The organism is Kitasatospora sp. NPDC050463 (assembly GCF_040655255.1).
Taxonomy (GTDB): Bacteria; Actinomycetota; Actinomycetes; order Streptomycetales; family Streptomycetaceae; genus Kitasatospora.
This window is the reverse complement of sequence record NZ_JBFAJO010000003.1, coordinates 34,750-49,446: the sequence shown is the minus strand read 5'-3', so window position 1 is coordinate 49,446 and position 14,697 is coordinate 34,750. Positions and strand designations below refer to the sequence as shown.

Genomic DNA, 14,697 nt, shown 5'->3' with positions numbered 1-14,697 from the left:
AGTTGGTGCGGAACCACTCCGCGCCGAGATCGACGCTGGTGGTCTTGTCGACGGCGCGGGAGGCGAGGTCGACCGCGCTCTTGGCGAGGTCGCCGGCGCTCTTGGCGACCCAGTTGCCGATGGAGTCGGTGACGGAGTCGCTGACGCCGCCGACGATGACGTCGCAGAGCAGGCCGGAGCCGGGAATGTCGCAGAAACCGATGGGCGATCAGCTCCTCTGGTCGGGACCGATGGGGAAAGAGGTCAGGGGTAGACGGTGGTGGCGATGGAGGCGAGCGCGCAGTCGCTGCCCGGCCGGCACTGGACGGCCAGGGTGAGGGCGCGGTCCTCGGCGCCCCGGCCGCCGTCGTTCCAGCTGACGGTCTGCTTACCGGTGACGGTGACGGCGTAGACGTAGGCGACGGTGAGCTGCGCCGGGTCCTTGCCGATGGCGTGCTGCCAGGCGGCGGGCAGGTGCGCCTCAGCGGCTTCACCGGTGGCGTGCTGGCCGTTGTCGCGCATCCGGCTCCACAGAGTCGGGTCCGGAAGCTGGGCGGCGAGGGCGTCCGGGTCGGCGTACTTGCTCTCGCCGGTCAGCCAGGCGCGGAGGCCGGCCAGCTGCTGGGGCTGGGTGGCGGTGCGGGTGTCGTAGCTCCACAGCGCGGTGGCGAACGCCGTCGCGAACTTGATGGGGTCGCTGGTGTGCGGCGGAGCGGCGACGACGGACGCGCCCGGTGTCGCTCCAGGCGAGGGGGTGGGGCCGGAGCCGTGCGGCGAAGCGGTCGAAGTCGCGGAAGTGGAAGGGTTGGAGGGGGAGTTGGCGGCGCTCGGGGTGCGGTGGCCGCCGCCCGCCAGCCGGGCGGTGAGCCCGGCCAGCAGGGCGACGACCACGAGCACGCCCAGGCCGATCAGCAGCCGGCGCAGCATGGTGGACTGGCCGGTGAACGGCGAGGACTTCGGCATCAGTGGACGCTGGTCCCCACCGTCGAGAAGAAGCTGACGATGCCGTTCGCGGCGCCCAGCAGGAGGGCGCAGCCCGCGGCGACCAGGGCGCCCTGCTTGCCCTTCTGCTCGCTGCCGTGCGATCCGGTGTGGTGGCCCCAGGCCCAGACGATGCCGCTGACGCAGAGCGCCCCGACGACCGCGATGATGGCGAACAAGTTGATGCTGCCCACGGTGGACTTCAGGACGGACAGGCCGGGCAGGCCGCCCTCGGAAGGCGAGATGCCGGGGTCGTACGCCAGCTGGGTGGCGGCGTCGGCGAGATAGTAGGTGAGCAAACACACTCCACGGCTAGAGGGGCAGGACGGTGCGCGGGTGGGCCGCGCGGGAAGGGAGAAGTGCGCGAAGTGCGCTGAGATAGACGGCAGTTGCCGTCAGGGGGCGATGCGGCGGGCGGCGATGATGTCCGCCTTCCACGACGCGAGCGTGGAGATCTTGACCACGTCGCCCGTCTTGGGGGCGTGCACCACGAGGCCCTGGCCGATCGCCATGCCCACGTGTTCCGGCAGTCCCTCATCGTTGCGCCGGGTGAACAGCAGGTCGCCCGGGCGGATGGCGTCGACGGACACCGCGGTGCCCTCGCCCACCTGCGTGTACGTGGTGCGCGTCAGGGTGATGCCGCCGGCCTTGTACGCCTGCTGCGTCAACGAGCTGCAGTCGCACCGGCCCATCGGGTCCTGGCCGTGCGCGTCGGTGCAGCTGCCGCCCCACTGGTAGGGCGTGCCCAGCTGACCGAGGGCGAACTTGATGGCGTTCTGCACGGCGGGCGGGACGTCGGTCGGGATCTGGTAGCCGGCCGGAAGGACGCCGGGCGGGATGACGCCCCAGGATGTCCCGTCGCCGCCTCCGGTGCCGCAGCCGCTCGGTGTGGCCGGTGCGGACGGACTGGGCGACGGGGTAGCGCCCGGCGATGGGGTGGGGGCGGGGGCCGAACTGCTGGACAGCACCTGGGAGATGGCCTGCTGGAGGGCGGTCGCCAGCGGCTCCCACTTGGCGTAGGCCTCCGGATACCCGGACCGCTGGACCTTCTGCGCCGCCACGGTGAGCGGCAGCTGCTCCCAGCCGGGAACCTCCAGCAGCGCCTTGTAGAACCGGGTCGAGGCGTACACCGGGTCCTGGATCTGCTCGGCCGTGCCCCAGCCCTGCGACGGGCGCTGCTGGAAGAGGCCGAGCGAATCCCTGTCCCCGTAGGCCAGGTTCCGCAAGGTCGACTCCTGCAGCGCCGTGGCCAGGGCGATGACCTGCCCGCGGGCGGACACGTTCATCGAGATGCCGGTCGCCACGATCGTCTTCGCGAAGGGGATCTGCACGGCCGGGCTGTCCAGCCCGGCGACCGGGCCGACCTGCCCGGTCGCGCCGTCCAGGATCTTCTTGACCTGGGCGGCGACGGCCGCGCTGTCCACAGGCTGTGGACCGGGGCCGGATGTGCAAGTGCCGGACTTGGTGGAGTCGTTGGCGGTGACCGCCAGAGCGGGGAAGGCGATGGCGAACGGGGCCAGGAGAAGGCCGGCGAGACCACCGCCGACCCACTTCTGCCAGCTCATCGCGCCCCCCGAACGTCACCTCCGGCTGGCACGGAGCGAGGGTCCGGCGGGCGGGGATTGGGCATCCGCATCCGTGCGGTGAGGGCGAGCAAGGCGGGGACTCCTGTCGGATCGTGTGGCCGAGTGCGGGCGGGGCCCGCTCCACCCGGGTGAGGGCGAGCGGGCCGGCGAGAGCGGCAGCAAGCCGCGCTCGTAATCTCGAAAAAGGCATGGGTGTCCCCTGGAATGGGTGGGATGGAATTCGCTTGCGGTGGCCGAAGGTAGCGAATCGAGGGCTCGCAACCTAAAACGGAGTGGGCCCTGCGGTTCGGGATAGTCCGTCGGCAGGCCCGGAGGACGCTAATGCTTTCTCGACTCGCGACCAAAAACGGGCTGCTGGTCGTCGGGCAGGTATTAGCCGGTGTTCCTCCGGGGTGCCCCACCGTAGAACCGGACCGGCTCGGAACCTAAAACGGGATATCCGGGCCGGTGGATCTGCGGGGGCGTGGCAGACGATAGGCGCAGTGCGACTCGCAACCTAAAACGATCTTCGCAGGGGTGGTCGGGGTACGTTTTAGGTTGCGAGCCCTCTCTGGGCTAGGTTCCTGACGCAGCCGCAGCCCGAGCGTTCCGGAGCCGCCTTTCCGGCCTCCGTCCGCCAGCCGAAAGGCCAGGTCGCCAAGCCGGTTGCCGCTGCTGCCCCCATCCCCGACCAGGAGGTCAGTCCGCCCCTTGCCCTACGAAATTCACCAGGGCGACGCCCTCACCCGGCTCGCCGCGATCCCCTCGAACTCCATCGACGCCGTCATCACCGATCCGCCCTACAATTCGGGCGGACGCACCGCCCAGGAGCGGACCGGCCGAACGGCCCGGGCGAAGTACACCTCGAACGACGCCGCCCACTCCCTCGCCGATTTCCCCGGCGAGAACAAGGATCAGAGGAGCTATACCTACTGGCTTTCCCAGCTGCTGGCCGAGTCCTACCGCGCGACCAAGACCGGCGGCGTCGCCCTCGTCTTCACGGATTGGCGTCAGCTGGCTGCCACGAGCGACGCGCTGCAGGCCGGCGGCTGGATCTGGCGCGGCGCACTCGCCTGGTACAAGCCTGCGGCCAGGCCGCAAAAGGGCCGTTTCACGCAGCATTGTGAATTCGTGCTGTGGGGGAGCAAGGGCCCGATCGACGGCGACGCCCACCCCGTCTACCTGCCCGGCCTGTACACCGCCTCCCAGCCGCGGGCGGGCCGCGTCCACATCACCCAGAAGCCCGTCTCGGTGATGCGGGAACTGGTCAAGATCTGCCGCCCGGGTGGCACGGTGCTCGACGTCTGCGCGGGCAGCGGCAGCACCGGAGTCGCCGCCCTGCTTGAGGGCCGCAACTTCATCGGCGTGGAGGTCACCCCGCACTACGCCGGCATCGCCGAACTGCGCCTCGCGGATACCGAGCGGCAGATCGCCGAGGGCACGACCGACCCCGAGGACGCGGACGAGGAGCAGGCCGAAGCCTGATCACCGACAGCCGGGCCGCCCCGACCGAGGCGGCCCGGCCCCGCCCGAGCCCGAAGGAGACTCCCTGAGCACCCCCGAAGCCGACCTCGAAGTGGTGGTCACACCAGGCCACTTGGCCGGACCGGGCAACGCCGAGGCAGCCCTCGCCCACTTCCTCGAAACATCCCCCACCTGGGGCCGCTACAGCCCGGGGCAGGACACCACCGTCGCCCTGCACGAGTCCCTCCTCGCCGCAATCGAACTCGACCACGACACCACCACCAGCCCCCGCTGGACCATCGCCGCGTACGCCTCGTCCGTCGGCGAGCGGACCCGGAACGCCACCTTCTGCATCCGCACACCGGTCGAGGTCGTGACCGCGGTGGCCGAGCGCCTCTCCCACGCCCTGACCGCGACCTCCGAGACGGTGCGCGACGAACTGCTGTGGGGGCGCCGGTCGCTGGACAACACCATCGCGGCCGCCCTGGAAGCCGCCGCCGACCCGTGGCAGCGGGAGACCGCCCCCGTCCCCGGCGTCTACAGCTACACCCGCCCCGACGACACCGCCGGCATCGGCGTCAACCACAACATCGGCGACATCCGCGGGATCGGGCCGACCGTCACAGTCTGGGGCGGCCCCCGCGGGTACCCCAGCGAACGCTGGCACGCCGTCTTCGCCGGCCACACCCCCAACGCCCTCATCAGCGCCGCGCTCGACGAGGTGGTCAACCCTCTGCCAGCGCTCCGCCAACGCCTCCAGATCCCCGCCGCCAACCGCACCCAGGTCCACCTCGAACCGCACCCCCGCCGCAACCTGCCACCCGGGCCTGGGAAGCAGTCCGCCCGCGAAGGCCCAGGCGAGGCGCCGGCCGAGCCCGGACCCGCCGGCCCCGGCCAGCCCGACCCGAACGCGGTCACCGGAGACCGCCTACCGAGCAACACCGCAGAACAGCTGGCCGAGCGCATCGACGAGGTCACCACCCACCTGCTGCGCACCACCGACCCGGCCGAGGCGCGCAGGGTGGCCGGCGTCATCACCGGCGAGGGCGGCGTGCTGGATCGCAGCGCCCGGGCCCTGCGCGCGGCTGGCGGCTGGGCCCTCCACCACCGCGTCGGCGGAGACGCCGGTGAAGCGCTCCGGCTGACGGCCGAGATCGTCGCCTCCGGTCGGGAGGCTGCCGACCACGCCGTCGGCCGCCTCGGCACCGACCGCTCGCCGCGATCCGCAGCAGCCCGAACCCGCACCACGCCGGTCACCCCGACCGCACTTCCTCCGGCCGCCGGCCCGCTCGGCCACACCGGAGCTCCGGACCGCGACGGCCCGCAGTCGAGGTCCCGCTGACCGCCCGCATCGCATGAAACCGCCTACCTGGAGCAGCAGTTGACCACGGCCAATCCCCACTGGGCCAAGCTGGCCCGCGACCGGCCCTGGCAGCAGGTCCGCATCACCCCAGCCCTGTACGCCGGCCCCACCCCGGACACCGAGCGCGCCATCCGGCCGCTCACCAACGCGGGAGCGGTCCGCCTCGACGACGGCCGCGGCAACCAGCTGATCATCTCCACCGACGGCCGGGTCCGGCTCGGATTCGAGCCGGAGAACGGCGACGTGATGTGGAAGGTCGCCGTCCACGAGCGCCCCTTCCTCCCTCCGCTGTGGACCGTCAGCCTCACCGAGAACACGCCGATCGAAGTCGTCGAGGCCATCACCACCGACCTGGCCAACCGGCTGAGCACCGGTGGACGGCTGACCGGGGCCGCCGCCGACGCCGAGTGGCGCACCCCCCTCCACGCCAACGGGTGGACCCTCACCTGGGACGCCGCGACGGGCACCGAGACGGCGTGCTCGAAGTACAGCCCGCAGGACACGATCGTCCTCAACACCCGGGCCTTCCCGGACCCCGACGAGTGGGAGGAGGCCGGGCAGGACGCCTTCTGGAGCGTCGACATCGCCGGCGACTTCGACGGCTGGTCCGCCGTGGCGAGCATCTCCACACCGGACGCCATCCTGCACACCATGGTCAGCACGATGCTCGCCCCAGCCATCCGCGACATCGGAGACATCGACGACCTGGCCGTCGGCGCGGCTGTCATCGGCGCTGCCGAACTGACCGAGATCCCCTCCAGCCCGACGCCGCTGGACGTCCACCGCGCCCAGGCCGCCCGCAGGACCTCCCCGGCTCGAGCTGCCGCCGACTCCACCCGGATCGCCGTCTCGGCACCCCCGCTCTCCCCGCAGCCGGCGGCCAGGCCGGTGCCGCGCCCCCGCTGAACACCGGGGCACGGCAGACGCCGACCGAGCCCGCCCCCACCAGCGGCCGGGCCACTCCTCCAGCCGCCCACAGCGGCGCACCCCAGTTCCTGCGCCCCCTGCGAGAAATCCTGAAACCCACCCACTCCACCGTACTCACCGCCCTCGCACCGCTGGCCGACGGCACCGCCACCGGCCGGCAGATGATCGCACGCCGAGGCGGAGTGCTCGTCACCGCCGAGCTCGCTCACGCAGGCATCCGCGACGACACCTTCAACGGAATCCGAATCCGAGCCGTCGTGCGGGAGACCGGCGCCGAACTGGGCTCGAACCGCTTCGACTTCGACACCCACGCCACTGTCCCCAACCCCGGCTTCGTTCACCGCATCGACGACCTCGACCGGATGCACCGCTTCGGAGAACTCACCCCCGAACTCCTGCAAGACGCCATTGACCGGTACCTGGACCTCTACACCGACGCGCCGCCCGGTGCGCCAGGTCGGCACCGCGTCGCACCGGCCCTCCCCCGCGCTGACACCGCGGGACCGACCCGTAAGTCCGTCCAGGACCCATCCCCGGTGCTGGTCAGCCCGCTCTACCTCGCCGGTCCCGCCGGCCCCCGGGAGCTGGCGACCGCACCCCTGCTGGAGCACGGCTGGAGCGTGCGCACCGACCGGTCGACGACGACCTACACCAGCCCGTCCACTCTCCACCACGTCGTCGTCACCCCGGAATCCGCCATCTGGGCCTGGACCATCACCGGGCTGCACCACGCCGGCGGCCCTCCGGCGTGGCGGGCAGCGGCCGACGCGAAGACGCCGCCAGAGATCATCGCTGCACTGACCACCGCCGTCACCCAACTCCCCGGCCCACGCGATCCGCGCCGCGCGCTCCCACCGTCCACTGCCGCCTTGGACCAGCTGGCCGCCGCCGGATGGCAACGGCTTCCCCACCTCCCCGACGACATCATCTACGTCGAGCCCGTCCACGGGCTCGCCCGCGTGTCACGCTCACTTCCCGCCGCCCACCACGCCTTCCGCCGGGACGACTGGCACATCAACGGAGGCAGGCTCAACCTCGGGCCCCGGGAAGGCTGGTACATCGAGATGGACTCCAGCATCCCGTCCCCGCTGCTTGCCGCCGTCACCGGCGCACTGCTGGACCGCACCCCCGTGGAGCGCCCCCGGCACAGCCTCGCCGACGAACACCTTCCCCACCTCGACATCACCACCGTGCAACCCGACCGGACCCTGGCAGCGGGTCGCGCCAGCGCGGCCCGCTCGTCCACCGCCACGCCCGCAGCGCTCCCGGCTCCCGCCCCAGCGCGCATCGTCTCCGATGCCACCGCGTCAAAGGCGCGCGGCCGGTGAACCCGCTGAACCCACCACCGCCACCACGGAACAGACTTCGCAAGGGACACGGCCTGACCACCACCACCGCCACCACCGCTCTCGACACCATCGAACGGATCGCCCGCGCCGCCGCATACCCGCCCACCCAACGGATCATGATCCGCGGACTGCTCGACACCCCCGGCTCGTATGCCGCCCTTGCCGCCGCCGTCCACCGCGACGACCTCCGCCCGACCGCACTGGCCGCCATCCGCACCCTCGTCGAACAGGACATCGACGCGGGCCGACCCTGGCCCTCCGAAGCCGCTCGCTGGCTCAGCCGCGCCAACGCGGACTGGCAGACCAGCGCCGCCCTGGCCAACCACCTCGCGTGGTACGCCCGCAGTCGGCGCAACAGCGCCCTCGCCCATCTCGCCGGCAACAACCACCTCACCCAGCCCGGCACCGATCGCACCCACGCCCAGGCGCTCCGGCACATCCACCTCGCCAGCCTGCGCTTCGACTTCCGGTGCCGCAGCATCCAGCAGCTGCTCGACCAGGCCCCGGTGAGCGAGCGCACCCGCTGGGATCCGTACACACGCGCCCTCGCTGCCTTCGCCCTCCTCGGAAGCTCCGCCCCCGGCGCCCTCGAAGCCCTGGACCGCAGCCTCGCCGAGGCCGGCGACAACCCCCAGGTCTGCCACGCCCTGCTCCACGGCCTCTGGCTCGGAGATGGACTGCCCGACCAGGCCGAGCGGATCCTCGAGCTGGCCGCGTGGCCCACCTTCGACGACGCCGACCCGATCATGCTCTTCCGCACCGCCACCGCTTGGCGGAGCCTCGGCCGCCGATCCGAAGCCCTCCACGCGATCGACAGCGCCATCGAAGCCCTCGACCCGAACCAACCCGACGTCCACGCCGACCTCGTCCGTGAACGCGCTCTGATCACCGTGCTGGCCCGAGAACCGCGGCACCACCACGGACACTGATCCCGCTCGGCCCCGGCCTGCGCCCGGAGTCGCCACCCCTTGACGCGGAGGACCACCATCGAACAGCCGAACCCCCAGGATCGTCAGCCCGCAGCCCCTCACCCGAGCCTTGTCGGAGGTGAGGAAGGCCGGACGTACCAGCGAGACCTGAGCCGTTGGGCCGCCCGCCAGGCCCACATCAAGCAGGCCCTCAACTCGACCTCCGCCGGGCAGGCGAGCGAACCGCCCGCCACCGCACCACCCTCACCATCCCGCCCCCGCCGGTGCTGACCGCCAGCTGGGGTCGCTCGGCACACGGCTGAGCGCCAGGGCCCGCCCCGTGGACGCAGCCCTCCGGCGAGCGGGCCGAACAACGGCGATGGGCCGTACCCCGGAAAGAGGGGTACGGCCCATCGCCGTTGCCGGACTATGCCGCAGCGGCGTAGCTCGTCCGCAGCAGTGCCATCGACCGGTCGAGATCCTCCACCGAGCCGATCCGGACCTCCAGCTCGCCCGTCCCGAGGTGCCCGATTCTCCGGACGTCCCGGGTCCAGCCCGGGATCAGCTGGACTGTCGTCGGGTCGACGCGCAGGAACACGACCAGAGCCTGAGCCTGCGCCAGCACCCGGACGCAGGCGAAGTTCCGCCGCCGGCGGTAGGCAACGTAGTGCTGCAGCGATACCGCGTGGCCCTCGCCCAGGTCGAGCAGGCGCGAGTCGAGCTCCTCGTACAGTCCGCGGATCCCGTCGCCAGCCTGAGCGAGCACGTCGGTGACCGTTCGACGGTTGGCCGAGACCGGCCGGGCAAGATCCGTCCGCCGACCTGGGATGGTGCCGCACCCGCCGGCGACTGACGCCGCCAGCTCCAGCGTCACCAGGTCGTCCCCGTATCGCCGGTAGACCACCATGTCGATCCGGTGGTGGGACATCCCGGCCGCCACCAGGTCGTAACGGGTGAAGTCCGCTGCGATACACACCACCCGCGGGTTGCTCCAGTCCACCTGCTCGGCGGCCTCGGCGCCGAGCCGCTGCTCGACGAGCGCCTCGAACTCTGCGCGGTTCTCCACCAGCCACGAGAGATAGAACAGCCCCTGCGCGAGGACCGACTCGCTGCTCGTGCGCTTGTACTCGATCAGCACTGGGCTGCCGTCCTCGTCCAGACCGAGGCTGTCGATCCGACCCCGGTGCACCGGGCCGGTGGAGTACTCGCTCGCCAGGAAGCGGACGCCGCCCAGCATCTCCTCCATGTTCGCCTCGACGAGAGCCTGGAGGTGACGCTCCAGCTCCACGGTGTCGCCCTCGATACGACGAACATCCCCATCAGAAACGCGGAACACCTGCAGACCCGCCACGTACCCCCCAGCACACCATCCACCGGACCACCCGGCGATGAACCGGACAACATACATGCCAGAAGTCGGACAATCTAGTACTTGTTGCGTTTATTGCACTTTGCTCCGGCAGGGAATAGAGGGGGTCGCGGTAGGTCGCTGTTCTCGAAGTGGCGGCTCTACTGGGGCAGTTGCGATACCGGCAGGCCCGGTAGCTGTCCCAACCCCGGTGAGGACCATGTTCTGAGCCATCGGGTTCGTCGCCACGCTCTGCACTACCGAGCCCACGCGCTGCAGGAACGTGCGGACGCGGCCCTGGTCAGGATTCCCCGTCGCGGCCTCGGCCTCCAGCGCCGCGACGTCGCCCTCGACCGCCGCCTGTTGTTCCTCGGGGAGTCCGAGGATCGGGATGCTGAAGCGGATCATGCTGACGAGGGTGGCGAGGTCCTCGCTGCTGACGCCGGCGGCGGAGGAGTTGCTCGACTGGTGGTTGTTGCCGAACGCGATTGGATCACCGGCCAGACCCTCCGCCAGGGCATGGACCTCCTCGGCATCGGGATGCCCGAGCTGCTGTAGCTCTGGACGAGCCTCGGGGCGGGCAGGTATCACCTGCCCGCCCGGAAGGCGTGTGTAGTTGTGGTCCGGCAGCACCGCTGTCCCTTGGGATTCCGGGAGGCTCCGGAATCCCAAGAGGTGGCGACTGTGGGTGTCTATCGACCCGGGTTGGGGGCTATCGGCAGTCCACAGCGGACTCCCTGGCTCAGAGCCCGAGCCAGGGGGCGAGCGAGTCCCAAGCCATGCCGCACAGCCGCTGGGAGCGCTCGCGGACGAACTCGACGGTCCAGTCCTCCTCGCGCTCCGCGAGGGCTGCGACCAGAGGCAGATAACGCGCTCGGCGGATGATGGCCTCCGCCCCTTCGCCGATTTCGATACCCTCGTGGGCCGCCTGTGCGAGCGTCTTTTCCGCCTCCTCGACAGTCGTCGCGGAGAGTGCCCGGAACATCAGCCGCTTGATCGGCCACGAGCGCTGATGGGCGGAGGAGTTCTCGACCCTGGGAAGCAGCGTCAGGTTCCCGAGCATGTGGACGGTGTTCGACTCGTCATAGAGCCTTCCCTCCCACCCACTCGCACCGGACCCCTTCGGGGCCACATGCTCGATCGTGGAGAACGCCTCGTCGTGCCAGCGCTCCAGATTGAGGGTGCTCAGGACTCCCTGCCTGCCGATCGTGATCAGGCCGGGCCGCTCCCTGTCGGGAGTCGAGTCGTTGGAGGCCGCGAGGAGCAGGAGTTTGGTGAGCTGCCGCGAGCTCGAGTAGACAGGGATCTCGGCCGCGCGTGCCACCCAGCGGTCCTTCTCGCCGAGCCCCTCCTCCTGGAGCTGTTGGCGGAAGTAGGCCAACAGCTCCTCGATCGGGGGAACCTCGGTGAGCTGCCGGCCGAACCGCATGAACCGCGGCGCACCTTCGCCGGATGCCGGGAGGCCCATGAGCTTGCGGTACTTGTTGTCGATGCCGTTGGTGCTGCCGAAGGCGCCTCGCCAGAGGCCGTAGAAGGCGCCGCAGGCTCGGACGGCGGTGAGGAACTGACGGGCCCGCTCGTCGATGTTGTCCTGCGCCAGCCGGTGCGAAGCGTAGTACCGGGTGAGCGGCGCGACCACGATCTCGTGCTTGGCCTCGCTAAGTACCTGGGCACACAATGCTGCCTGCTTTCGCAGCGCGTCATCCGTGCATTCCGGCAACCTGTCCGGCTGAGCCCACGGGCCGGAGACGAACTTGGTGACCTGGGCCAGCGCCTGCAGGAAGACCCGCCGCTCGGCCTGGCCGGCCTCCTTGTCGAACGAGGTGCGCAGGTAGTGACGCTGCTCGCTGAGGCGCTTGCTGAGCCGGGTTCCGTCATTGAGCAGAGCGAACGGGATGAGGATGTTGTCCGTCGCGGTCTGCCGCTTGTCAGCGGATGACGCACCCTGTGCATCGAGGTACTTCTCGATGGTGTCGAAGTGGTTGTACGACTCCGAGTCGTGCCACTCCTTGAGCGGCTCGTTCTTGATGGCCTTGGGCTTGAACGTCTCGATCGCGGTGAGCGGCTGCCCAGTGGTGTTCAGCGCTTCGAACATGTCGAAGCCGTAGTCCTCGTGCTTGGACGTCACGACCGCCACGGTCACGCGGTTGAGCAGGTAGTTGGCGAAGACGATCAGCCGGAGAAGCGCCCCCAGGCGGTCGTCTTCCCGTGCGGCGTCGATCACGTAGTCGGGGAACGGACTGTTGAACAGGCCCTCCTGGAGGACCTTGGAGTCCACCATGGCCTGAGCGGAGGGGATCTCGGCCTCGTCCTCTCGAGCCTGCCGCGACAGCGAGACGGCCTGGCGCAGCGTGCGACGGATGAGGGCGCGCGTGAGCTCGAGATGCCGGTGAGCCTGGGCGTTGGCGTCTTCGGCCTCGCCCTCGACGAAGGGAACGTGCTTGTAGTCCTGGGAGATCGGCTCGTCGCGGCGGAACTTTCCGTACTGGTGCAGGTAGTACCCGATCGGTGATTCGTACTGCGCTTCGCCCTTGTTGCGGGACCACACGTCGTGAAACGAGCGGATCATGCGAGGGTAGAAACGGAAGCCGCCCTCGCCGTAGCGCATATCCTCCTCGAAGGTGTCGGTGAGACGGACCGTCACATCGACTGCCTGGTTGAAACACCAGTCTCGGGCCTCGCCTCCATTCTTGGGAAGCCGATTCGCGCGCAGGCTGATTTCTTCGTGCAGGACAGTGGTCAGCAGGAGAAGGGTGGTCATCCGCTGCTGGCCGTCGATGATGCTCATAACCTTCGCGGGCACCATCGGTCGGTGGATCGGATCCACGGTGCTGTACTGCAGGTCGCGCAGTGCGATTACCGATCCGATGAAGCAGATCGACTCCGGGAACTTGGTGATCTGCTCCACACCGTGGGCGACGTCAGCGATGAGACGCTTGACCTTGTTGGACTCCCAGCTGTATGCGCGCTGGTACGGCGGGATATAGAGTCCCTGCCCGGTTTCACTGAGGTACTGCGCCACGGTGTAGGGGGCGGCGTCAAAGATTTCTCGGGTTTCCAAATGAAGCTCCCGTGCATTTCGCGGTTCCGTTTGCCAGTCAGGCTCTCTTCGCGCGCTATCGCGGCTTTTCGGTTCCTCGGCTCACGCGGGCAGCCTGCGGCCCGGCGTCGCTGGAACACTTCACAGCTGCTGCGGTTCCTGCCGGCCCCCTCGCCACGTGTCCCCGGATAGGGGCACCTCTGCTTCCCACCGTCCCCCTCGGTGTGCCCAACTCTGACCGTCGCGGCCTGCCGCTAATGGGTAGTCCACGACCAGCGATCACCCTAGACCGAGCGACTGACACGCATGAGTTCCTCTCGGAAAATCGCATACAAAAAACCGGGCATATCTGGCATATGCCGCAAAATTTCGGGATTCGATTGCGGAGCGCCGGCACGAGGCCGGACAGGCGAGTGGCGCAGAGTGTCCGGCCGGGCGGCTTGGGTGAGCGCGCCTCGGCAGTCGCTCCGGTTGGATAGGATCTCAGTGCACTCCTGGTGGAGCGGGTCAGCCCGCCGAGGGGAGCCGCCAGGAGTGAGAGTCGGAACGTGTCGGAACGAGGGGGCAACATGGTCGAGGGCCGTGCCGCAGAAGCAAAGATCGTGTACCTCGACTACAACGCCACAGCTCCGCTGCGTCCGGAGGCGCTCGAGGCAACGCTGGTCGCGCTCAAGAGCGTCGGCAACGCCTCAAGCATGCACCACTTCGGCAGAGAGGCCGCCGCCAGGGTCGATGGCGCGCGCCGCCAACTTGCCGATCTGCTCAACTGCTCCCCGGGAGAGATCATCTTCACCTCGGGGGCAACCGAGGCGAACAATCTCGCCCTGCGGGCCGCGCTTGCCCGCGGCGGTGTACTGGTGACCACTGCGGTCGAACACCCTGCCGTTCTTGAAGCGGCGCGTGCGATCACTCAAGGGGAAGTCGACGGTCTTGTCGTACTCCCCGTGGACGGCGATGGCATCCTCGACCTGGAGCCGCTCCACGAGGCCCTCAGCCGGCGGAACGTCGCTCTCGTGTCGGTCATGCTCGCAAACAACGAGACCGGAGTCCTGGCCGATCTGGCCCCCATCGCCAAGGCCGCGCACGAAGCCGGTGCCCTGGTCCACACAGACGCGACGCAGTACGTCGGTCGGCTGCCCCTGGACCTTGCCGAGCTGGGCGTCGATCTGCTGTCGCTCTCCGCTCACAAGTTCGGCGGCCCGCAAGGAGTGGGGGCGCTGTTCGTCCGCCGTGGCACCAACCTTCCGCACCGCCCCCTCCTGATCGGAGGCGGCCATGAACGCGGATGGCGAGCCGGAACCCTCAACGTGGCCGGCATCGCTGCGCTCGGCGCTGCAGCAGAGGCTGCCCGACGCAACCTGCCCTCGGAAGCCGCCCGGGTGTCTGAGCTGCGCCACAACCTGGAAGTCGGCCTGACCGCCCGGGTGCCGGGCTGCCAGATCAATGCAGCGCGGGCGCCTCGCCTTCCTGGCGTGACCAGTGTCACCTTCCCGGGAGTGCCAGCCGACGCGGTGCTCGCCGCAATGCCACACGTAGCGGCATCGGACGGCAGCGCCTGTTCGTCGGGAGCGCCGAGCCCGAGCCACGTCCTGCTAGCAATGGGCCGCAGCCGTGGGGACGCGGACTCCACTGTGCGCTTCTCCCTGGGATACGCCACCACCACGGAGGACGTCGACCGCGCAATCGACGCCGCTGCTGCAGCGGTCGAGCGAACCCGGTTGCTGATGGCCGCTACCGCCGAACAGTGACCGACGTTATCCCCTATTAGCCCTT

At 69.8% G+C, this 14,697-nt stretch carries 12 protein-coding genes; 6 read left to right on the top strand and 6 right to left on the bottom strand.

Annotated elements, in window-relative coordinates:
• Positions 1–243: 243 nt before the first annotated feature.
• The 3 genes from AB0J08_RS02975 to AB0J08_RS02965 all read right to left on the bottom strand — a co-directional run bounded on the left by AB0J08_RS02975 (position 244) and on the right by AB0J08_RS02965 (position 2,525).
• A complete protein-coding gene (locus AB0J08_RS02975; RefSeq protein ID WP_360625882.1) occupies positions 244–942 on the bottom strand; it encodes a hypothetical protein in 699 nt (232 codons plus the stop codon).
• Positions 942–1,259: a DUF6112 family protein gene (locus AB0J08_RS02970; protein ID WP_189278178.1), complete on the bottom strand. Its 318-nt coding sequence runs from the start codon at positions 1,257–1,259 to the stop codon at positions 942–944. The genes AB0J08_RS02975 and AB0J08_RS02970 overlap by 1 nt, the downstream gene beginning before the upstream one ends.
• Positions 1,260–1,355: 96 nt before the next feature.
• Complete coding sequence (locus tag AB0J08_RS02965) at positions 1,356–2,525, bottom strand: C40 family peptidase (protein WP_360625879.1); 1,170 nt, start codon at positions 2,523–2,525, stop codon at positions 1,356–1,358.
• Positions 2,526–3,236: 711 nt separating this feature from the next.
• Here AB0J08_RS02965 and AB0J08_RS02960 point away from each other — a divergent pair.
• From AB0J08_RS02960 to AB0J08_RS02940, 5 genes are all read left to right on the top strand, one after another.
• Positions 3,237–4,010 carry a DNA methyltransferase gene (locus AB0J08_RS02960; RefSeq protein WP_360625876.1) on the top strand — a complete coding sequence of 258 codons (774 nt, stop codon included), beginning with the start codon at positions 3,237–3,239 and terminating at the stop codon, positions 4,008–4,010.
• Between the two features lie 112 nt (positions 4,011–4,122).
• Complete coding sequence (locus tag AB0J08_RS02955; protein ID WP_360625873.1) at positions 4,123–5,331, top strand: DUF317 domain-containing protein; 1,209 nt, start codon at positions 4,123–4,125, stop codon at positions 5,329–5,331.
• Between the two features lie 39 nt (positions 5,332–5,370).
• The gene (locus tag AB0J08_RS02950) at positions 5,371–6,258 is read left to right on the top strand and encodes a DUF317 domain-containing protein (protein WP_360625870.1); all 888 of its coding nucleotides are present in this window, start codon (positions 5,371–5,373) and stop codon (positions 6,256–6,258) included.
• A 182-nt stretch (positions 6,259–6,440) separates the two neighbouring features.
• Positions 6,441–7,607 carry a DUF317 domain-containing protein gene (locus AB0J08_RS02945; protein WP_360625867.1) on the top strand — a complete coding sequence of 389 codons (1,167 nt, stop codon included), beginning with the start codon at positions 6,441–6,443 and terminating at the stop codon, positions 7,605–7,607.
• On the top strand, positions 7,604–8,557 hold the full coding sequence (locus AB0J08_RS02940; protein ID WP_360625864.1) for a hypothetical protein: 954 nt from the start codon (positions 7,604–7,606) through the stop codon (positions 8,555–8,557). Before AB0J08_RS02945 ends, AB0J08_RS02940 begins: the two co-directional genes overlap by 4 nt.
• 406 nt (positions 8,558–8,963) lie before the next feature.
• Here the strand turns inward: AB0J08_RS02940 and AB0J08_RS02935 are convergent, their stop codons facing one another.
• The 3 genes from AB0J08_RS02935 to AB0J08_RS02925 form a co-directional block, all read right to left on the bottom strand.
• On the bottom strand, positions 8,964–9,824 hold the full coding sequence (locus AB0J08_RS02935) for a DUF5655 domain-containing protein (RefSeq protein ID WP_360625861.1): 861 nt from the start codon (positions 9,822–9,824) through the stop codon (positions 8,964–8,966).
• A gap of 153 nt (positions 9,825–9,977) precedes the next feature.
• Entirely contained in the window at positions 9,978–10,517 is a 540-nt protein-coding gene (locus AB0J08_RS02930) for a hypothetical protein (protein ID WP_360625858.1), read from the bottom strand.
• A gap of 109 nt (positions 10,518–10,626) precedes the next feature.
• Entirely contained in the window at positions 10,627–12,945 is a 2,319-nt protein-coding gene (locus tag AB0J08_RS02925; protein ID WP_360625855.1) for a DUF262 domain-containing HNH endonuclease family protein, read from the bottom strand.
• 548 nt (positions 12,946–13,493) lie between these two features.
• Here AB0J08_RS02925 and AB0J08_RS02920 point away from each other — a divergent pair.
• Positions 13,494–14,672 (top strand): cysteine desulfurase family protein, encoded by a 1,179-nt coding sequence (locus AB0J08_RS02920; protein WP_360625853.1) that lies wholly within the window; start codon positions 13,494–13,496, stop codon positions 14,670–14,672.
• The last annotated feature ends 25 nt before the right edge of the window (positions 14,673–14,697 follow it).